Consider the following 19,379-nt stretch of genomic DNA (forward strand, 5'->3'; position numbering starts at 1 on the left):
TGATACGTAGGGTATTGGAGTGGGTTGCGTAGGGACTATGGCTGGCCCAAGCTGTGGCCCCGATGGGGACCGACGCCGCGCGCGCATGGGGGCCGATGCGGGTCCCGCACCTGGCATGGCCGGGCGGCGTCGGCGCGCGGGTCGAGCGCTGGCTGGAGGCCGAGCGCGGGCAGTTGTTCCTGTGGGTTCCGGTGATGATCGGCGGTGGCATCGCGGCGTGGTTTGCGCTGCCCGATGCGGCGCGGTGGGGCGCGGTGATCCTGATCGGGTTGGCGGTCGCGGCGGCGGCGCTGGCGGTGGGGCGTAGCGGGCGCGCGGCGCGGGCGTTGGTGTGGGCGGGGCTGCTGGTCGCGCTGGGCTGTGCGCTGGTGTGGTGGCGAGCGGAGCGGGTTGCCGCGCCGGTGCTGGCGCGTCCGGCGGTGGTGCAGGTGACGGGGACGGTCGCGCGGATCGAGCCGATGCCGGCGCGGGAACTGGTGCGGCTGCGTATTGCCACCGATGCCGGGATTGGCTTGCCCGCGCTGGTGCGGGTCAATCTGGCGGTGAAAGATATGCCCAACGGGCTGACGCCGGGCGCGCGGGTGCGGGTACGGGCGCGGCTGATGCCACCAGCGCCGCCGGCGGTGCCGGGGGCGTATGATTTTGAGCGAGTCGCATGGTTCGACGGGCTGGGCGCGACGGGGCGCGGGTTTGCACCGGTCGAGGTGCTGGCACCGGGGCGGCCCGATAGCGGGCTGCGCGCGCGGCTGACCGCGCATGTTCAGTCGCGGGTTGAGGGCAGCGCGGGCGGGATTGCCGCGGCGTTGGTCACCGGTGATCGCGGGGCGATTTCCGAGGAGGATGCCGAGGCGCTGCGGCGATCGGGGCTGGCGCATCTGTTGTCGGTCAGCGGGCTGCATGTGACGGCGGTGGTCGGGGCGACGATGCTGCTGGTGTTGCGGCTGCTCGCGCTCAGCCCGACGCTGGCGCTGCGCTGGCCGTTGCCGGTGATCGCGGCGGGCGTCGCGGGGGTGACGGCGGTGGGCTATACCTTGCTGACCGGGGCGGAGGTGCCGACGGTGCGGTCGTGTATCGCGGCGCTGATGGTGCTGGCGGCGATGATGCTGGGGCGACAGGCGATCACGCTGCGCCTCGTCGCGTTCGGCGCGCTGGTGGTGCTGTTGCTGTGGCCCGAGGCGCTGGTCGGGCCGAGCTTTCAGATGAGCTTTGCCGCGGTCACCGCGATTGTCGCGCTGTATGAAAATCAGCGCGTGCGCGGCTGGTTCGAGCGGCGCGAGGAGGGCTGGGGTCGGCGGCTGGCGCGCGGGATTGCTTCGCTGTTGCTGACCGGGTTGGTGGTCGAAATCGCGCTGACGCCGATCGCGCTCTACCATTTCCACAAGTCCGGCATTTACGGCTCGCTCGCCAACATCGTGGCGATTCCGCTCACCACCTTTGTCGTGATGCCGTTCGAGGCGGCGGGGCTGTTTCTGGACGTGGTGGGGCTGGGCGCGCCGTTCTGGTGGGTGGCGGAGCGGGGGCTGCACCTGTTGTTGTGGATCGCACATAGCGCCGCGAACGCGCCCGGGGCGCTGGCGATGCTGCCGGCGATGCCGGGGGGTGCCTATGCACTGATGGTCGCAGGCGGCGTGTGGATCGCGTTGTGGCGGACGCGGGTGCGGCTGGCCGGAGTGGTGCCGGTGGTGGCAGGCGCGATCTGGGCGTTGGCGACGCCGATGCCGGACCTGCTGGTCACCGGCGACGGGCGGCATCTGGCGCTGCGGATGCCCGGCGGCGAGCTGGCACTGCTGCGCGACCGGGCGGGCGACTATGTCCGCGACACGCTGGCCGAGAATGGCGGGGTGGATGCCGAGCTCCCCGCGCTGGCCGAGCAGCGCGATGCGCGGTGCAGTGCGGATCTGTGCATGGTGACGGTGGAGCGGGGCGGGCGCGAATGGCGGATCGCCGCGACGCGCAGCGGCTACCGCGTGCCGTGGCTCGAGATGGTGGCGTTTTGTGCATCGGCAGACATCATCGTCGCGGATCGCTGGCTGCCGCGTGGATGCGTGCCGAAATGGCTGAAGCTGGATCGGGCGAAGCTGGAGGAGACCGGCGGGGTTGCGATCACCTTTGGGGAGCAACCGACGGTGGTGGCGGTGCGGCGCGCGGGGGCGCGGCATCCGTGGCTGGAGGCAGAGACGGTGATGCCGCCGCGTTGAGCGGGCGGGTCAACAGGGGCCGTGCCAGAACACGCCAGCGGCAGGCTCTGAATAACATTCCCGCGGCATCGGAAGGGCGGGCTCATCGTGCGGGATATGATAGCCCCAGCCGCCGTCGAAATAGGATTTGGTGGTGATGTCCACGCCCCAGCCCTTAACCTGCACGTGTTCCGGGTGCAGGCCGGCAATCGTGGGGGGCCAGTCGCGCTTCGGCACTTCAACCCATTTGCCGGACGCTGTCACTGGATGCGTTCGTGTCAGCACGCGCGCCTCTGCCTTCATCGTCGCCAGCTTTGCGCGATCGAAAATCGGGCCGTTCCAGACCTGCACGACGAGGATCGTCGACAGGAGGCATAGTGCACTCGCGATGATCAACCAGCGCTTCATTCCGCCAGATCAGCGCAATTTCCCCGGAGCGGCAAGGCCAACCGCTTCAAGCCTAGCCAACCAAGGCTTGCGCTGGGGGACACCGCTTCCCGCATTCGGTCGATAGGCCTCACGCTCCGCGCCTGCCTCCCGGTGGACCCCGGCACAAGGCCGGGGTGACGAGTAAGGGGTGTCACCCGCGATCAGCCCACAGCAGCTGCGAGGCTGCTACGCCCCGCCTGGAAACCGCTCAAACTCAGGCAAGCCATGCGCATCCTTCATCCAGCCGATGCGGTCGGCGGTCTGGATGTGGGCGGCGGCGGGGACGGCGTCGGGGTTGTCGAGGGTCGATGCCTGGACGTCGACAAGGCCCGGCAGGTTGGTCGCGTTGCGGTAGAGCAGGCCGGTGCCGCAGGTTTCGCAGAACCAGCGGCGGCCGGTGTCTGACGAGGCGTATTCGCGTGGGGACCCCTGCGTCACCGTCACCGCGTCCTCAGGGTACATCGCCCAGCCGACCATCGGTGCGCCAGCGCAGCGGCGGCAATCGCTGCAGTGGCACAGCGCCTGACCGCCGTGCAGCGGTTCGCCGTCGATCTGATAACGTACCGCGCCGCAATGGCATCCGCCGGTCAGGGTCATGCTGGCTCTCCTTGCGGCTCGCAATGCCCTTCGACAGGCTCAGGGCGAACGGGGAGAGTGTGCCGCAACTGCCCTCCCCAAACCCCTCCCATGAATGGGAGGGGTTTTAAGTGTGTCAGTAGCGGCGCAGCAGGCCGGCGAGGCGGCCCTGTACGCGCACCTGATCGGGGCGGTAGCGCTGCGGGTCGTAGCTGCGGTTCGCCGGGTCGAGGCGGACCATGCTGCCTTCGTTCCGGAAATACTTCAGCGTCGCTTCCATCTCATCGATCAGCGCGACCACGATCTCGCCATCGCGCGCCGTTTCCTGGCGGCGGATCAGCGCATAATCGCCGTCGAAGATCCCGGCCTCGACCATCGAGTCACCGGCGACTTCCAGCGCATAATGATCGCCTGACCCCAGCAACGCGGCGGGGACGGGGAGCATCGTCGATCCCTCCATCGCCTCGATCGGTACGCCTGCAGCGATGCGGCCGTGGAGCGGGATTTCGATCACGTCATTGGCCGGTTGCGGCGCGGGGCGCGGCATCGCGACGACGGTCGACTTGGACGTTGCCGCCTTCTTGGTCTCGCCGCGCTCGGGCATCTTGACCACTTCGAGCGCACGCGCACGATTGGGCAGGCGACGCAGGAAGCCGCGTTCCTCCAGTGCCGAGATCAGGCGGTGGACGCCCGACTTCGACTTGAGGTCGAGCGCATCCTTCATCTCCTCGAACGAGGGCGAAACCCCGGTCTCGGCCAGACGGTCGGCGATGAAGCAGATCAGCTCATGCTGCTTCTTCGTAAGCATTGGACGTCCCCTATCAAGAACAGACGTGGAACGTTTACGCCTTGTTCCACGGCGCGTCAAGCGGGTGCGACTCAGCTGATGTCGAGGATTTCCACCGAGTCGCCCGGTGCGGCCGCCGGAACATGTGGAGCACGTATGATCAGGCAGTCCGACGCGGCCAAAATGCGCAGCATCGAGCTGTCCTGACGGTCGGCGGGGACCACGCCCCGGTCGCTATGGACCGCGCGGATATGGTCGGCGCGCGGGCCATTGGCGGGCAGCGCTGCGCCGAGAATGGCGGTGCGGCGGCGGGGCAGGGGATCGCTCGCGCCGCAGAGATAGGCGACCATCGGCAGGACGAAGAGCAATGCGGTGACATGCGCAGACACCGGGTTGCCGGGCAGGCCGAGCACGACGGTATCGCGCATTCGCCCGGCCATCATCGGCTTGCCGGGACGCATCGCGATCCGCCAGAAATCGATCTCGGTGCCGGCAGCCGCGAGCGCGGGGCGGACGAGGTCATGGTCGCCGACCGACGCGCCGCCGGTGGTGACGAGTAGGTCGGCGTCGACTGCGGCAAAGGCAGCGGTGAGCGCATCGATCCGGTCGGGGAGGATGCCGAGGTCGATCAATTCGACCGGCAGCGCGCCGAGCAGCGCGGTGAGCATCGCGCCGTTGCTCTCGGGAAGCTCGCCGGGGCTGACTGGCTCCCCCGCTGCGCGCAACTCGTCGCCTGTGGCGGCGATGGCGATGCGGATGCGGCGGCGGACGGGCAGGGTGGCGTGGCCCGCGATGGCGGCGAGCGCGATCCGTGCGGGAGTCAGCGGCAGGCCGGGTGCGATCAGCGTCTCGCCTTGGGTGAAGTCGAGCCCTGCGACGCGGACATGCGCGCCATGGGCGGGCGGGCCTTCGCCATCGAGCGACAGCGTGTCCCCCTGACGCGCCGCCTCTTCCTGCACCAGGATCGTGTCCGCGCCGTCGGGCATCGCCGCGCCGGTGAAGATGCGCACGGCTTCACCCGGCGCGACCGATCCCGCGAACGGGCGCCCCGCCGCGCTTTCGCCAATGACACGCCACGGGCCGGGCGGCTCAGCAAAGCGGATCGCATAGCCATCCATCGCCGATAGCGGGAGCTCGGGTTGGGTGCGCAGCGCAACCACCGGCGCGGCGGCCCAGCGCCCGGCGGCGTCGCGCAGCGGCACATGCTCGACCGACACCGGGTCGGCCAATGCGAACAGGCGTTCTTGCGCTTCGGCTAAAGAGATCATGTCGGCCATGGCCCCGATTAGCCGGGGCGAGGCCTATGGTCGAGGCGTCACCGGGGCCGCGCGGACTCGCTCAGCCGTGCCATTTCGTGCGGGCGCAGCGGCAGGCGGAATTCGGCGACGTGGCGCGCGCCGTGGCATTCGATCACGCGGATCGGCCAGCCGCCGATCTGCGGCAGCGACAGCCACAGGCCGCACAGCGGCGCGAATTCGGTATCGCTCTCGAACTCGACCAGCGCGTTGCTGAGCGAAGTGATTTGCGCGTTCCACCAGCTGCTGCCCGAGCGGACATGCGTCGCCGCGTCGAGCCGGATCGCGTTCTTGACCGCACCCAGCGGCGACACGCTCCCGACCATCGGCTCGTGCGCGACCGGCGGGCGGCGATCGGCGACCTGACGCAGCCACGGCATCAGGATCTGCCAGCCAATCTCCTCGGCAAAGGCGATCCCCGCCTGGCCATGTTCGATCCAGCGGATCTCGCCCGCGATCGGGCGTAGCCCGTCGAGCGTGATCTCCACGACCTCACCGACCTTCAGCGATGCGCGGATCTCGATGCCGAGGCCAGCGGGGGAGAGGTTGCGGGTCCAAGCGAAATCGACCTGATCGCCGTGACGCAGGCACAGCCGCTGGCGCAGCTCGATCCGCGGCATCTGGCGACGTTCGGCGGGCAGTGCGGCGAGGCATCGGGCGAGCGCCGCGACCACATCCAGCGGCGCGTCGAAGCGGAAGGCGAGCGAATCGGGATCGTCGCCGACCACCGACCCCTCCGCGCTGACGCCGAAGGGCAACTCCATCGTGGCGCGTTCGCCATGGGTGATCGGCCCGGTGACGGTCAGGGTCGCGCCGGCGGAGGTAATGCGGTGGATGAAACAGTCGCGCGTGCCATGCGCGCCAACCAACCGGCCATGCGCGGCGTTCTCGCCGTTACCCGGCTGAACCGGATCGAGCCCGCCCGATAATGAAAATATGGCCGACCGCCCCAAACTCGACATAACGCCCCACAACTGAACGAAAAATATGTGGGGCCTGCGGCATCAAGATTCGCTGAGCGAGCGCGGTAAGGGGCGGGTTAACCCTGCTTGGCGTGCCAGTTTCGATATCCTCCCCCGCCAGGGGGAGGTGGCGCCGCCTCCCCCTGGCGGGGGAGGATTATGTCCTAGTCGGCGTGCCAGTCGCCGGACTTGCCGCCGCGCTTTTCGATCAGCCGCACTGCGCCGATCTCCATCGTGCGGTCGAGCGCCTTGGCCATGTCGTACACGGTCAGCAGCGCGACGGTGACGGCGGTCAGCGCCTCCATCTCCACGCCCGTCCGCCCGGTCAGGCCGACGGTCGCGGTGGCGGTGACGCCGCTGTCGTCGGGGACCAGGTCGAGCGTGACCTTGCTCAGCGCGAGCGGGTGGCAGAGTGGGATCAGGTCGCTGGTCTTCTTCGCCGCCATGATCCCGGCGATGCGCGCGACGGCGATGACATCGCCTTTTTTGAGCAGTCCGTTGCGGATCGCCGCAGCGGCCTCCGCCGACATCGTGATCCGCCCGGTCGCGATCGCGACGCGCTCCGTCTCGGCCTTCCCGCCGACATCGACCATGCGCGCCGCGCCGGTGTCGTCGAGATGGGTGAGGTCGCTCACCCGATCATCGCCCGCGTCGCCGCCTCGACATCGTCCTGCCGCATCAGCGACTCGCCGATCAGGAAACAGCGCACGCCCCGCTCAGCCATCGCGTCGAGGTCGGCGCGGGCGGTCAGTCCGCTTTCGGCGACGAAGGTGCAGCCGTCGGGCGCGCGGCCGACCAGTTCATAGGTGCGGTCGAACGAGACGGTGAAGTCCTTGAGATTGCGATTGTTCACCCCGATCAGCCGCGAGCGGAGCGCCAGCGCGCGGTCGAGCTCTTCGGCGTCATGCACTTCGACCAGCACATCCATGCCCAGGCCGATCGCCGCATCCTCGATCTCCGCCATCTGCGCGTCTTCGAGCGCGGCGACGATGATGAGGATCGCGTCGGCGCCGATGCTGCGCGCCTCCAGCACCTGCCACGGATCGACCATGAAATCCTTGCGGATCACCGGCAGCGGACAGGCGGCGCGCGCGGCGATCAGATAGTCTTCATGCCCCTGAAAGAACGGCGCATCGGTCAGCACCGACAGACACGCCGCGCCGCCGGCGGCATAGGCGCGGGCGTGCGCGGGAGGATCGAAATCGGCGCGGATCAGCCCCTTGGAGGGCGAGGCCTTCTTGATCTCCGCGATCAGGCCGTATCCGTTCGCCGCCTTGGCATCCAAAGCGGCGCGAAAGCCGCGCGGTGGGGTTTGCGCCATCGCCAGCGCCTGAAGGTCCGCCAGCGACGTCGTCGCCCTGCGGTCCGCCACTTCGCCGCGCTTCACCGCGATGATTTCATCCAGCATCGTGCTCATGCGGCGGCGATCCAGCAGTCGAGCAGCGCTTTGGCAAGCCCCTTGTCGATTGTCTCGGCCGCTTCCTCCGCGCCTTCGCGCAGATCGATCGCTTCACCTGCGACGACCAGCGCCGCAGCTGCGTTGAACAGCACGGCGTCGCGATAGGCCCCGCGCTCGCCGTCGAGCAGGCGGCGGAGCGCTGCGGCATTTTCCTGCGCATCGCCACCGCGCAGTGCGGACAGCGGGTGGGCGGACAGGCCGGCATCGGCGGGCGTCACGCGCGCGGGCAGGCTGACATCGCCGATGCTGACCACCAGCGAGCCGCCTTCCGGCGACAGCTCGTCCAGCCCCTCTTCACCCGCGACGATTGCCGCGCCCTTGACGCCCAGCTGCGCCAAAGCCTCGGCATAGATCGGCGCATAATCGGGGCGGGCGATGCCGATCAGCTGGCGCTGCACCCCCGCCGGATTGGCGAGCGGCCCCATCAGGTTGAAGATCGTGCGCCGCCCGATGCGCTTGCGGATCGGGGCGACGCGCGCCATCGCCGGGTGGTGCTTCGCCGCGAACAGGAACGCGATGCCGAGGTCGTTGAGATGCGCTTCGGCATTGGCGGCAGCGCGGTCGAGGTCGAGGCCGAGTGCCTCCAGCGTGTCCGCCGCACCCGATTTGGAGCTCGCCGCGCGGTTGCCATGCTTGGCGACCGGCACGCCCGCTGCCGCGACAACGATCGCGACGGCAGTCGATACGTTGAGCGTGTGATGCCCGTCGCCGCCGGTGCCGCATACGTCAATCGCGTTGGCGGGGGCGCTGACCGGGATCACCCGCGCGCGCATCGCCCGCGCGGCTTCGGCGATCTCGATGCTGGTTTCGCCGCGATCGGATAGGGCGATCAGGAACGCCTCGATCTCGTCCTCGGCGGCGCGGCCATCGAGGATATCGGCGAACGCCTGCGCGGCGCTTTCGCGTGCGAGCGGGCTGGTTGGATCGGGGAGGAGGCTGAAGTTGGTCACGCCGTCTCTATTCCGGCGCGCGCGGCTCAAGTCGAGCAATTCCTGTTATGCGTCGGGCAAGCGCGGGCGCATGGGGTCAGCGCCGATACGGGCTGCTGAGGTCGCGTACCCAGCCTGCGGTCGCGCCCTGATTGGTCACCTGGGTCGGGCGCGGCGTGGGCGGAGCGATGATCGCCTTTGACCGCGCTGCGTCGGGGTCGATCTTTTCGGCAAAGCGCAGCCCCGCCAGATCGTCCTTCACCCACACGACGGTTGCGCCGACCGCCTTGAGCACGCCGACCGAGACCAGTACGGTCGCGCCGGGCCGTAACGTACCCGCGCGGTCGATTCGCGCACCGCCAGCCGACAGGTCCTTGATCCGGTGCTTGGTGGGCGCACCGCCACCAAAGCCGCAAATCTCAGCACCCAACAGCACCTGCTGGCGCGGCATTCGAGGGGGGAGAGATTCGTGGATCGCTGGTTCGCCCATGGTTTGACCTTCCGGCTCCGCGCGAACGCGGACCCGCAATTACGACTTAGGCGAAGATGGTAGCGCCAATGGGTTAAGCCGGTGTTGACTGCGGCCCGGGGATTTCACGCCAGTGTTTTTGCGTCGAGCCCGGCGATCTTCATGAAATTCGCCAGCATCGCATGGCCATGTTCCGTCGCGATACTCTCCGGGTGGAACTGGACCGAGTGGATCGGAAGATCTCGGTGGCGGAACGCCATGACGCTGCCGTCCGATGCGGTCGCGTTGACCACCAGTGCATCGGGAATCTCGGTGACGATCAGCGAGTGGTAGCGCGTGGCGGTGAAGGGGCTGGGCAGTCCTTCGAACAGGCCGGTGCCGTCATGGCTGACCGGGGACGTCTTGCCGTGCATCAGACCGCCGCGCACCACCTTGCCCCCGAAATGCTGGCCGATCGACTGGTGGCCAAGGCACACGCCGAGCAGCGGCTTGCCCGCCTCGGCACACGCGGCGACGAGGTCGAGGCTGATCCCCGCTTCGTTCGGGGTGCGCGGGCCGGGGGAGAGCAGGAATGCCTGCGCGTTGCTGGCGATCGCCTCCTGCGCGGTCAGCGCGTCGTTGCGCACTACCTTCACTTCCGCGCCCAACTCCATCAGGTAGTGGACGAGGTTCCAGGTGAAGCTGTCGTAATTGTCGATGACGAGGATCATGGATTCACCGCTAGTGCGTTCCGTGCCGAAATGCCATAACATACCCGAAACTCGAAAGGTGAAATGAGGAGCGGATATGCGGCTGGACGAGGCACGGATCGCGCCGACGCGCGACGAGGAATGGGACGACGAGCAGCGCCGGGTACTGGCATCGCATATCGAACGCGGATCGGTCCTCAACATCTTTCGCACGATGGCGGTCAAGCCGAAGGCGCTGGAACGCTTTCTGACGTGGGGCAGCTATATTCTCGGTCGATCGAACAGCCTTCCGGCCCGCGAGCGCGAACTGGCGATCCTGCGCACCGGTTGGAATTGCCGTTCGGGTTATGAATGGACCCAGCATGTACCGATCGGGATTCGCGCCGGGCTGTCGGACGCAGAGATTGAGGGGATCAAGCATGGCGCGGACGCGGGCGGCTGGGCGCAGGGGGACGTAGCGATCCTGAACGCGGTCGACGATCTTACCGGCGATTTCCATATTTCCGACGCCAGCTGGACTGCACTGTCCACCCATTTCAGCCGTGAGCAGTGCATGGACCTTGTCTATACCGTCGGTCAGTACACGCAGGTGTCGATGGCGCTGAACAGCTTTGGGGTTCAGCTTGATCCGGGCCAGACGCTCGATAAGGACTTTCCGCGATGAGGCTGGCGGGCAAGGTCGCGCTTGTTGCCGGGGCGGGGCAGATGCCAGGCGAGACGCGCGGCAATGGTCGCGCGATCGCCGAACGCTTCGCGGCGGAGGGCGCGCAGGTGCTGTGCATGGACCGGTTGCTCGACCGCGCCGAGGCGACAGCGACTGCGATCGGCGAGGCGGCGGTCGCGATGTCGGGAGACGTGACTCAGGCTGAAGACTGCGCCGCGGCGGTCGCGCTGGCGGTCGAGCGGTTCGGGCGGATCGACATCCTGGTCAACAATGTCGGCATCGGCGGTGGCGACGGTCCGGCCCATGCGCTCGAAGAAGCCGCATTCGACCGCATCATGGCGGTGAATTTGAAGGGTGGGTGGCTGATGACCCGCGCCGCGCTGGCGCCAATGCGCGCGCAGCGCGGCGGGGCGATCGTCAACATCTCGTCGCTCGCCAGCCTCGCCGGCGGATTTCAGATGGCCTATGAAGTGTCGAAGGCGGCGATGAACCGGATGACGCTCTCGGTCGCCAACGCCAATGCCGGGCGGGGCATCCGCTGCAACGCGATCCTGCCGGGGTTTCTGGATACGCCGATGGCCGTCGCCGGAATTGCCGGGGCGACCGGGCGGAGCACCGACGCGGTGCGCGCTGAGCGGAATGCGCGCGTTCCGCTCGGCGGGCGGATGGGCGATGCGTCCGACACCGCCAATGCGGCGCTGTTCCTCGCGTCGGACGAGGCGCGCTTCATCACCGGCGTGCTGCTCCCGGTGGATGGCGGCATGGCGACGCGGGTCGGGTGACGCAGCGTCAATAACCCGCGTCGTGGCGTCAGCTATCGGCGATCCAGTTGCCGTGGAAGCCGGGCGGCACGCGATGCGGGATGCGGATGCTGGCGACAGGTTTGCGGTCGAACCGTTGCGCGTCGAGGATCACGAGGTCGGTGGACTCACTGTTGCGGTCGATGACCAGCCCGATCAGCCAGCCTTCGTCCTCACCCTTGTCGCCGGGGACGAACACGAATTCGCCGGGCACCTTGGTCTTCCCGAAATCATGGGTGAGGCGCCCGCCCGTTTTGAGGTCGTGGCGGAAGATCTTGCCGTCGCCGAGTTGATCGGGCGAGGCCACGCCGGTCAGGCCGAGCGTATAGGTGTAGCGGTGTTGGCGCGTGGTCAGCCGCTCGTCGATCCGGGGGAACTCCTGCGGCGTCTTGTCGATCACCGCGCGGTCGATTCGCCGCGCCTTCGGATCGATCGTCCAGCGTTCGAGCGCGCGCGGATTGACGTCCGGCCCCATCGTGCTGGTCGCGAACATGCTGTCATAGACGATTGCGTCGAGCAGGATCTTGCCGTCCGCCGTCTCCTGCGCATTGGCGGCGTGGAAGATGTAGAGCGGATCGACGTCGATCCAGACCATCTCCGCTGCGGTGCCGCGGCGCGGCATCAGGCCGATCCGCGCCTTATGCTTCGGGTTCCAGATATAGGGGAAGGCATAGCCCGATATCGCCCGCTTCATCGAGAAGATGACAGGCAGGTCGAACACCAGCACGTAATTCGGCGTTACCGCACAGTCATGGACCGACGGTCCGTCCTGCACCGGGATCGGCTCGCTGCGGATCACCTTGGCATCGGTGTTCAGCGCGACGTGCCACAGCTGCTTCTGATTCATCCCGAAATAGCAGACGGCGTGCAACTCGCCGGCATAGGGGTCGAGATGCGGGTGCGCCGAGATCGGCCCCTTCAGCGTGCCGCCGAACCGGTCATAGGCTTCGGAGTCGAGCGTTTCGGACAGTCGCACCGGCGCCTCGCCCGCTTCGACCAGCGCCCATGCCTTGCCGCCGATGCCCAGCACATTGGTGTTGACCGATCCGCCCGCGCCGGGCGCGGCGGGCAGGCCGGTCATCTTCGCAACGCGGTTCGAGCGGATCCAGCGGTTACGATACCAGGCCGCCTTGCCACCCTCGATCCGGATGCCGTGGACCATGCCGTCGCCGGTAAACCAATGGGTCTTGGCCGCGTCGATATCTCCTGCCGGATTGGGGCCGATGCGCAGATAGCGGCCGCTCAGCGCGGGCGGGATCGTGCCGGTCACCTTGAGATTGGCGAGCGTCTTTTCCTCGGTCATCGGCTTGTGGATGCCGTTGAGGAATGGGTTGGCCATCGGTTCGGCAAAGGCGGCGCCGGGGATCGCCGCGCCGGCGGAGGTGAGCACGGCGGCGCGCAGCAGGGCGCGGCGGTCGAGTGCGATGTCGTCGATTGGCGGCATGTCGTTCCCCCCTTTTGCCGAGTGTAACCGGCTTCAATAGCCCGCGTCGAGATCGACGATATTCGTCATCGGCGTGCCGCCCATGAAGGCGCGCGCATTCTCCAGAAACAGCGCGGCGGAGCGCATGAACATCTTGGTCTGCGAGCGCCCTGAGAGGTGCATCGAGTGGATCGTGTTGGGCGCGGTCCAGAGCGGGTGGTCGGCGGGCAGCGGCTCGGGCGTCACCACGTCGAGGAACGCGCCGCCGATCCGCCGCTTGTGCAGCGCCGCGATCAGTGCGTCCTGATCGACCATATCGCCGCGCGCGATGTTGATCAGCCACGCGCCCGGCTTCATCGCCGCCAGCTCCGCCGCACCGAACATCGCGCCGGTCTGCGCGGTCGAGGGCGCTGCGAGGACGATCCAGTCATACGCGCCGATCCGCTCGCGCCATGTGTCGGGGGTCAGGGTGCCGTCGCTGCCTGAGCGGGTCACGCCGGTGACGGCGACGCCGAACGCCTTGAGCCGATCGCCGATCATCCGCCCGATCGTGCCATAGCCTATGACCAGCGCGCGCGTTTCGAACAGTTCGGTCTTGCCCGGCGCATCGCCCGGCCATTCGCGGCGGTCGGCGATCCGCACCACTTCGTCGAAGCGCTTGGCGGCGGCGAGGATGCCGAGCACCGCATATTCGGCGACCGCGATCGCATTGATGCCGACGCCATTGGTCAGGACCGTCCCACGCGCCTTGAGCAGGTCGATGTCGAACGCGTCGATCCCGGCATAGATGGTCGAGAGCCATTTGAGCCGCGCGCCCGCCGCCGCGATCTCGCCGGTCCAGCCTGGCCGGTTCATGTCGACCCAGCCGATATCGGCGTCGCCGATCATCGCCAGCGCGTCCTCGCGGCTGGTGAACCAATGCGCATCGATCCCGGCGGGCAGGCCGGGTTCGATCAGCGGGCGGGTGAGCGCGGGCAGCACGGCTTTCATGCGTTGCAGGATGGCGCGATCCGCGCGCCGGGGCAATCGCGGCGCGGGGATATGGTTTGCGACAGATTGATACTCTTTTGGACTGGCGCACGCTGCTGGAAAGGAGAATGCTGGTGGTTGGGCGACATGGCGCGGGAGGTGCCGTGCGTCCGGGGTGGGACCGATGGACAAACTGGAAACACCGCTGATCGCGGTGGATGAACCGCTCGCGCCGCAACCGGCGGTCGCGGGCGATGTGGCACGCGCGGGTGGCAGCTTCACGGCAGTCGGCGTCAGCGGCCTCGCGCTCGCGCTGGCGGCATGCGATTCGGGCGGCAGCGGGGGCGGGGTGGTCTCCACCCCCGGCCCGACGACGCCGACGCCCACCCCCGCCCCGCCGCCTACTGCTGCACAGGCCAGCCGCTTCCTGTCGCAGGCGACGATGGGCGCGACTGCCGCCGATATCGCGGACGTCCAGGCGCGCGGCTATGATGGCTGGATCACCGCCGAATTCGCCAAGCCGCGCCCGACGAGCCTGTGGGACTGGCTGGTGAGCAAGGGTTATAACGCCAGCACCAACGTCAACAACGAAAACGGCTTCGACAATGCGATGTGGAGCCAGCTGACGGGGGCGGGCGATCAGCTGCGCCAGCGCGTCGGCATGGCGTTGCTCGAAATCCTTGTCGTCGGGATCGACGGGGTCAACCTCAGCTGGCGGCAATTTGCGATGGCCGCCTATGTCGATGTGCTGATGGACAATGCGTTCGGCAATTTCCGCACGCTGATCGAGCGCGTGACCTATACCCCGGCGATGGGGTCGTTCCTGACCTTCCTTGGCAACCGCAAGGCGGACAGCCGCACCGGGTCGGTCCCCGACGAGAATTATGCGCGCGAACTGATGCAGCTGTTCACGATCGGCCTGACCCGGCTGAACATGGACGGCAGCGTGGTGACATCGAGTGGTCAGCCGGTCGAAACCTACACGCCGGCGGATGTGTCGGGGCTGGCGCGGGTGTTTACGGGCCTTGTGCTCGACGGGTCGGACAACACCACTCCCGATCGGTATCGCCGGGCGATGATCTTCAACACCGGCCTGCATGAAACCGGTGTTTCGAACTTCCTTGGCGCCACCGTCTCTGCCGGAGCGTCGGGCGCAGACGCGGTGCGGCAGGCGCTCGACACCATCTTCGCGCACCCCAATGTGCCGCCGTTCGTGTCGAAACAGCTGATCCAGCGGCTGGTCACCAGCAATCCCTCGGCGGCCTATATCGGGCGCGTTGCTGCGAAGTTCACCGACAACGGATCGGGCGTGCGCGGCGACATGCAGGCGGTGATCCGCGCGATCCTGATGGACAGCGAGGCGCGGACCGAGCCGACCGCGACCAGCGCGGGCAAGCTGCGCGAACCGGTCATGCGCCTGACCGGCTGGGCGCGCGCGTTCGGGGCGACCAGCGTGTCGGGCAACTGGACCACCGGCAATACCAGCAATTCCACCAACCGGCTGGCGCAGTCGATGGGCCGCAGCCCGTCGGTCTTCAACTTCTTCCGCCCCGGCTACACCCCGCCCAATACGCCGATCGCGACGGCGGGGCTGGTCGCGCCGGAATTGCAGATCACCAATGAAATCAGCGTCGTCGGCTATGTGAACTACATGCAGGCAGTGGTGAATAATACGACCGATCTGCGCACCGATTACGGGGCGATCAGCGGTATCGCCGGGGACAGCGCGGCGCTGGTGGACCGGATCAATCTGTGGCTCGCCGCCGGACAGGTGTCGAGCGGCACCATCACCGCGATCCGCACTGCGGTGGACAGTTCGACCAACACCAACAACCGCATCGCGATCGCCGTCCTGCTGACGATGGCATCGCCCGAATTTCTGACGTTGAAGTGAGGGGCCGGGACATGGACCAGAACCAATCGCGCCGCGCCTTCCTCAAACGCACTGCCGCGCTCGGCGCCGCCGGCGCCGCCGCGCCCTTCGTCACCCAGCTTGCCGCGATTGGCGAAGCATCGGCGGCGGTCGCCAGCGATTACAAGGCGTTGGTGTGCATCTTCCTGTATGGCGGCAATGATTACGCCAACACGCTGCCGCCCTATGACAGCGCGACCCACGCCGCCTATCTCGCGCAGCGCCCGACACTGGGCCATACGCGCGACGCCTGACCGCGACGCTGCTCAACCCGGGCAATTCGCTGGGCGGGCGGCAATTCGCGCTCGCGCCGACGATGGCGTCGCTGCTGCCGTTGTTCAACGCGGGCAAGCTCGCCCCGGTGCTCAATGTCGGCACTTTGGTGCGCCCGACGACCAAGGCCGAATACAACGCCCGTTCGGTCGCGCTGCCGCCCAAGCTGTTCAGCCATAACGACCAGCAAAGCTATTGGCAGGCATCGAGCGCGGAGGGCGCGACGTCGGGCTGGGGCGGGCGCATCGGCGATCTGCTGCAAAGCGGCAACGGCACGTCCGCGCTGACCTGTATCAGCGCGTCGGGCAATGCGACCTATCTGTCGGGGCGCAGCGCGATCCAATATGTCACCGGCACCAACGGCCCGACCGCGCTGATCAACGGGGCGTCCAGCCTCTATGGTTCAGCGGCCGCGGCGAGCGCGTTGCGTTCGATCATGGGCGGGGCGCAGGCGAACCTGATCGCCAACGAGCACGCCACCGTGTCGAAACGCGCGCTCGACCTCTATGCGCAGGTCAATGGCGCGCTGGGCAGCGCACCGGCCGCGAACTTCCCGCTGTTCCCGACCGGCAATTCGCTGGCCGACCAGTTGAAGATCGTCGCGCGGCTGATTTCGGTGTCGCAGGAACTGGGCGCGAAGCGGCAGGTGTTTTTCGTGTCGATCGGCGGGTGGGACATGCACGACTTCCTCGTCCGCGATCACCCGACTTTGGTCGGCCGCGTCGCCGACGCGATGCGCGCTTTTTACGACACGACCAACGCGCTGGGCATCGCGGACAAGGTGACCAGCTTTACCGCATCCGATTTCGGCCGCACGCTGGTCCAGAATGACGACGGGTCGGACCATGGCTGGGGCAGCATGCATTTCGTGCTGGGCGGCGCGGTGCAGGGCGGCCGCATCTACGGCACAGCCCCCGATTTCGGGCACAATACGCCAAGCGATGTCGGGCAGGGGCGGCTGCTGCCGACGACCTCGGTCGATCAATATGCCGCGACGCTGGCGAGCTGGTTCGGGGTGTCGGCGGGGAATATGTCGACGGTGCTGCCGAATATCGGGAATTACTCGACGACAAATTTGGGGTTTGTTTGAGGGTCCCGAGTGGGGGAGCCGCCCATTGGTGTTTGTACCCCCATCGATGCCATCATTCAGTTTGGACTCCACACATCCCGATGTGGCTTTGGAGGGACGGCATAGTCGGCGGGCTGGAGGTCATTGCACCCACCCGTATGATCCGTCGTAAGTTTGGTGCCGTTGGCGGCGGATAGTCGCTGCTCGACTTGTTTGAGCATAGCGCGCTCCTCGTCGGTATCCGCAGCGTAACGAGCTTCCCTGGCGAGCTTCAAATATTCGGCAATCTCCGACGATGGAACGGTAAATGGACAGGGTCTGCCGCCGATCCAAGCGTCGCCACCGCGATCAAAGACTACATGCGCGTCAAATGATGCGTAATGGAGGGATCTGCCCTTGCCGTCGCAGTGCTCTTGGCCGCGAGCAAGTGTGACGGTTGCCCACAGGTCCATTGCCATCCAGTTTGCGCAGCCATGCGACATGGCCCGCCGCCATCTCCAGAATATCCCGTCTTTAAAGCTGTAAGCTGCCGCGGCTTGTTTTGGCACCCCGTCCGGCCGGGGTACTACAGGTCCGAGCACCGGCACCAATTTATCGGCAAATAGCAGGCCGACCACGGGCATCAACAAGCCCGTCGTCACGATTAGCACAACGACGATCCGCTTTGATTTCTTCACATGCAGTTCCGTCTTTCAGGTGCCAATTCCAGTTGCCCGACCTACAGCTCCACCCGCCAGTCCCACCCGATCGGGTCGCCGTCCATCACCTCGACGCCCGCACCGATCAGCTCATCGCGGAGCGCGTCCGAGCGGGCGAAGTCCTTCGCGGCGCGGGCTTCCTTGCGCTGCGCCAGCCGCGTTTCGATCTCCGCTTCGGTGACCAGTGCATCTGCAGGGCGGACGCGCAGGTCGGCGCGGGACAGGTCGAGCAGGTTGAGGCCGAGCGCAGTGTCGAACTGCGTCAGCGTCATCAGCCGCGCTTCCTGTCCCAATTGCTTGTCGGCGAGCAGTTCCTCCAGCACCGGTAGCGCCTTGGGGGTGTTGAGATCGTCGGACATCGCCGCGTCGAGCCGCTCGAGATAGCGCGCGGCATTGCCACCGCCCTTGCCCTCGGTCGCGCGGAATTTCTCCGCCGCCAGCACCAGCCGCCGCAGCCGTACCAAAGCGGCCATCAGATTCTCGCCGCTGAACTCCAGCTCGCTGCGATAATGCGCCGACAGGCACATCAGGCGATAGGCGAGCGGATGCACTCCCTTTGCCACCAGCGCGTCGAGCGTCGCGATGCCGCCCTTGGACTTTGACATTTTCCCGCCGCGATCGACCAGGAAGTTGTTGTGCATCCAGACCTTGGCGCCGCTGTCGCCGCAGCCGCAATGCGCCTGATTCTGCGCGATTTCGTTGACGTGGTGGATCTCGCGATGGTCGATCCCGCCGGTGTGAATGTCGAACGGCAGGCCGAGCAGCTCGGCGCTCATCACCGAGCATTCAAGGTGCCAGCCCGGCGCGCCGCGGCCCCAGGGTGAATCCCACTCCATCTGTCGCGTCTCACCCGGCGGGGTGGTGCGCCAGATCGCGAAGTCCTGCGGATGGCGCTTGCCCTCGACGCTCTCGATGCGGCCTTCGCCGGCGTCGTCCTGCCCGCCCGACAATTTGCCGTAATCGGGCACCGTGCTGCTGTCGAAATACAGGCCGCTGTCGAGTTGGTAGCAATTCGCCTCGGCAAAGCCCTTGGCGAAGTCGATCATCTTGGCGACGTAATCGGTCGCCAGCGGCATATGATCGGGGGTGCGGATGTTGAGGTCACGCAGATTGCGGCGGAACACATCGGCATAGTGGCGCGAAATGTCCCACGCGCTCATGCCGCGCTTCTTCGCCGCCGCCTCCATCTTGTCCTCGCCCGCATCGGCGTCGGAGGTCAGATGGCCGACATCGGTGATGTTGAGGACATGGGTGAGGCGATGCCCCTTCCACCGCAGCACGCGGCTGAGCGTATCGGTGAACACATAGGCCCGCAGATTGCCGAGATGCGGGTCGCTATAGACCGTCGGCCCGCATGAATAGACGCGCACGCCCTTGGCGTGATCGATCGGCGCGAACGGTTCGAGCGCGCGCGTGAGGCTGTTGTAGAGGGTGAGGGGTGCGCCAGTCATGGCGCGCGCCATAGCGCGGGGGAGGCGGCTTACCAACCTCCCCCCGTGTAATTACGCCGCGATCGTCCTGGCGCCCTGACGGGTGTGGAGGCTGCTGCCGCCGATGCTGCCGCCATTGTTGATCGGCAACGCGGTGGCACAGAAGGCGCATTCGGCGGTCATGCGCCCAATCATCCAGTGCGACTGGCCGCATCCGGGGCAGATATTCTGCTCCCCCGGGCGAAAGGCAACGCGGTAGCCGCTCTGGGCGGCGGTAAAGGGTGTCGTGTCGTAAAACATCGGTTCGTCTCCAGACATGCCCGGTTCGACGCACGGAATCGCGATATTGTTCCAAGCGCGTATCGACGG

General features: G+C 67.2%; 21 protein-coding genes. 6 read left to right on the forward strand and 15 right to left on the reverse strand.

What is annotated here, in order from left to right; translation table 11 throughout:
• Nucleotides 1–95: 95 nt before the first annotated feature.
• Nucleotides 96–2,198 (forward strand): ComEC/Rec2 family competence protein, encoded by a 2,103-nt coding sequence (locus K9B35_RS19080; protein WP_412103492.1) that lies wholly within the window; start codon nucleotides 96–98, stop codon nucleotides 2,196–2,198.
• A 9-nt stretch (nucleotides 2,199–2,207) separates the two neighbouring features.
• Here the strand turns inward: K9B35_RS19080 and K9B35_RS19085 are convergent, their stop codons facing one another.
• The 10 genes from K9B35_RS19085 to K9B35_RS19130 form a co-directional block, all read right to left on the reverse strand.
• Nucleotides 2,208–2,585: a hypothetical protein gene (locus K9B35_RS19085; RefSeq protein WP_224923593.1), complete on the reverse strand. Its 378-nt coding sequence runs from the start codon at nucleotides 2,583–2,585 to the stop codon at nucleotides 2,208–2,210.
• Nucleotides 2,586–2,792: 207 nt separating this feature from the next.
• On the reverse strand, nucleotides 2,793–3,203 hold the full coding sequence (locus K9B35_RS19090; RefSeq protein ID WP_224923594.1) for a GFA family protein: 411 nt from the start codon (nucleotides 3,201–3,203) through the stop codon (nucleotides 2,793–2,795).
• A 115-nt stretch (nucleotides 3,204–3,318) separates the two neighbouring features.
• Nucleotides 3,319–3,990, reverse strand: a complete 672-nt coding sequence (gene lexA, locus K9B35_RS19095) for a transcriptional repressor LexA (protein WP_224923595.1) — start codon at nucleotides 3,988–3,990, stop codon at nucleotides 3,319–3,321.
• Nucleotides 3,991–4,061: 71 nt separating this feature from the next.
• Entirely contained in the window at nucleotides 4,062–5,246 is a 1,185-nt protein-coding gene (locus K9B35_RS19100; RefSeq protein WP_224923596.1) for a molybdopterin molybdotransferase MoeA, read from the reverse strand.
• 38 nt (nucleotides 5,247–5,284) lie between these two features.
• Nucleotides 5,285–6,226 carry a PilZ domain-containing protein gene (locus K9B35_RS19105; RefSeq protein WP_224923597.1) on the reverse strand — a complete coding sequence of 314 codons (942 nt, stop codon included), beginning with the start codon at nucleotides 6,224–6,226 and terminating at the stop codon, nucleotides 5,285–5,287.
• 164 nt (nucleotides 6,227–6,390) lie between these two features.
• Nucleotides 6,391–6,861: a cyclic pyranopterin monophosphate synthase MoaC gene (gene moaC / locus K9B35_RS19110; RefSeq protein ID WP_224923598.1), complete on the reverse strand. Its 471-nt coding sequence runs from the start codon at nucleotides 6,859–6,861 to the stop codon at nucleotides 6,391–6,393.
• Nucleotides 6,858–7,643 carry an indole-3-glycerol phosphate synthase TrpC gene (gene trpC, locus K9B35_RS19115; RefSeq protein ID WP_224923599.1) on the reverse strand — a complete coding sequence of 262 codons (786 nt, stop codon included), beginning with the start codon at nucleotides 7,641–7,643 and terminating at the stop codon, nucleotides 6,858–6,860. Before trpC ends, moaC begins: the two co-directional genes overlap by 4 nt.
• Complete coding sequence (gene trpD, locus K9B35_RS19120; RefSeq protein ID WP_224923600.1) at nucleotides 7,640–8,635, reverse strand: anthranilate phosphoribosyltransferase; 996 nt, start codon at nucleotides 8,633–8,635, stop codon at nucleotides 7,640–7,642. Before trpD ends, trpC begins: the two co-directional genes overlap by 4 nt.
• 76 nt (nucleotides 8,636–8,711) lie before the next feature.
• A complete protein-coding gene (locus K9B35_RS19125) occupies nucleotides 8,712–9,065 on the reverse strand; it encodes a PilZ domain-containing protein (protein WP_224923601.1) in 354 nt (117 codons plus the stop codon).
• Between the two features lie 143 nt (nucleotides 9,066–9,208).
• Entirely contained in the window at nucleotides 9,209–9,793 is a 585-nt protein-coding gene (locus K9B35_RS19130; RefSeq protein ID WP_224923602.1) for an anthranilate synthase component II, read from the reverse strand.
• Nucleotides 9,794–9,869: 76 nt separating this feature from the next.
• Here K9B35_RS19130 and K9B35_RS19135 point away from each other — a divergent pair, with 76 nt between their 5' ends.
• Together K9B35_RS19135 and K9B35_RS19140 are read left to right on the forward strand one after the other, a co-directional pair.
• Entirely contained in the window at nucleotides 9,870–10,436 is a 567-nt protein-coding gene (locus tag K9B35_RS19135) for a carboxymuconolactone decarboxylase family protein (RefSeq protein ID WP_224923603.1), read from the forward strand.
• Nucleotides 10,433–11,218: an SDR family NAD(P)-dependent oxidoreductase gene (locus tag K9B35_RS19140; protein WP_224923604.1), complete on the forward strand. Its 786-nt coding sequence runs from the start codon at nucleotides 10,433–10,435 to the stop codon at nucleotides 11,216–11,218. Before K9B35_RS19135 ends, K9B35_RS19140 begins: the two co-directional genes overlap by 4 nt.
• Before the next feature lie 28 nt (nucleotides 11,219–11,246).
• Here the strand turns inward: K9B35_RS19140 and K9B35_RS19145 are convergent, their stop codons facing one another.
• Both K9B35_RS19145 and K9B35_RS19150 read right to left on the reverse strand, forming a co-directional pair.
• On the reverse strand, nucleotides 11,247–12,680 hold the full coding sequence (locus K9B35_RS19145; protein WP_224923605.1) for a carotenoid oxygenase family protein: 1,434 nt from the start codon (nucleotides 12,678–12,680) through the stop codon (nucleotides 11,247–11,249).
• A 33-nt stretch (nucleotides 12,681–12,713) separates the two neighbouring features.
• Nucleotides 12,714–13,649: a D-2-hydroxyacid dehydrogenase gene (locus K9B35_RS19150; protein WP_224923606.1), complete on the reverse strand. Its 936-nt coding sequence runs from the start codon at nucleotides 13,647–13,649 to the stop codon at nucleotides 12,714–12,716.
• A gap of 163 nt (nucleotides 13,650–13,812) precedes the next feature.
• On the opposite strand from K9B35_RS19150, the gene K9B35_RS19155 reads away from it, so the two are divergent.
• The 3 genes from K9B35_RS19155 to K9B35_RS19165 all read left to right on the forward strand — a co-directional run bounded on the left by K9B35_RS19155 (nucleotide 13,813) and on the right by K9B35_RS19165 (nucleotide 16,903).
• On the forward strand, nucleotides 13,813–15,522 hold the full coding sequence (locus K9B35_RS19155) for a DUF1800 domain-containing protein (RefSeq protein WP_224923607.1): 1,710 nt from the start codon (nucleotides 13,813–13,815) through the stop codon (nucleotides 15,520–15,522).
• Nucleotides 15,523–15,533: 11 nt separating this feature from the next.
• Complete coding sequence (locus K9B35_RS19160; RefSeq protein WP_224923608.1) at nucleotides 15,534–15,794, forward strand: twin-arginine translocation signal domain-containing protein; 261 nt, start codon at nucleotides 15,534–15,536, stop codon at nucleotides 15,792–15,794.
• Between the two features lie 62 nt (nucleotides 15,795–15,856).
• Complete coding sequence (locus K9B35_RS19165; RefSeq protein WP_263622756.1) at nucleotides 15,857–16,903, forward strand: DUF1501 domain-containing protein; 1,047 nt, start codon at nucleotides 15,857–15,859, stop codon at nucleotides 16,901–16,903.
• A gap of 56 nt (nucleotides 16,904–16,959) precedes the next feature.
• On the opposite strand, the gene K9B35_RS19170 is transcribed toward K9B35_RS19165, so the two are convergent.
• Genes K9B35_RS19170 through K9B35_RS19180 form a run of 3 tightly spaced genes read right to left on the reverse strand, consistent with a single transcriptional unit; the run spans nucleotide 16,960 to nucleotide 19,328 of the window.
• Nucleotides 16,960–17,559 carry a hypothetical protein gene (locus K9B35_RS19170; RefSeq protein ID WP_224923609.1) on the reverse strand — a complete coding sequence of 200 codons (600 nt, stop codon included), beginning with the start codon at nucleotides 17,557–17,559 and terminating at the stop codon, nucleotides 16,960–16,962.
• A gap of 41 nt (nucleotides 17,560–17,600) precedes the next feature.
• Nucleotides 17,601–19,031: a cysteine--tRNA ligase gene (gene cysS / locus K9B35_RS19175; RefSeq protein ID WP_224923610.1), complete on the reverse strand. Its 1,431-nt coding sequence runs from the start codon at nucleotides 19,029–19,031 to the stop codon at nucleotides 17,601–17,603.
• Between the two features lie 51 nt (nucleotides 19,032–19,082).
• Nucleotides 19,083–19,328, reverse strand: a complete 246-nt coding sequence (locus K9B35_RS19180) for a hypothetical protein (protein WP_224923611.1) — start codon at nucleotides 19,326–19,328, stop codon at nucleotides 19,083–19,085.
• Nucleotides 19,329–19,379: the final 51 nt, after the last annotated feature.

The organism is Sphingomonas sp. R647, from assembly GCF_020177055.1.
Lineage (GTDB): Bacteria > Pseudomonadota > Alphaproteobacteria > Sphingomonadales > Sphingomonadaceae > Sphingomonas.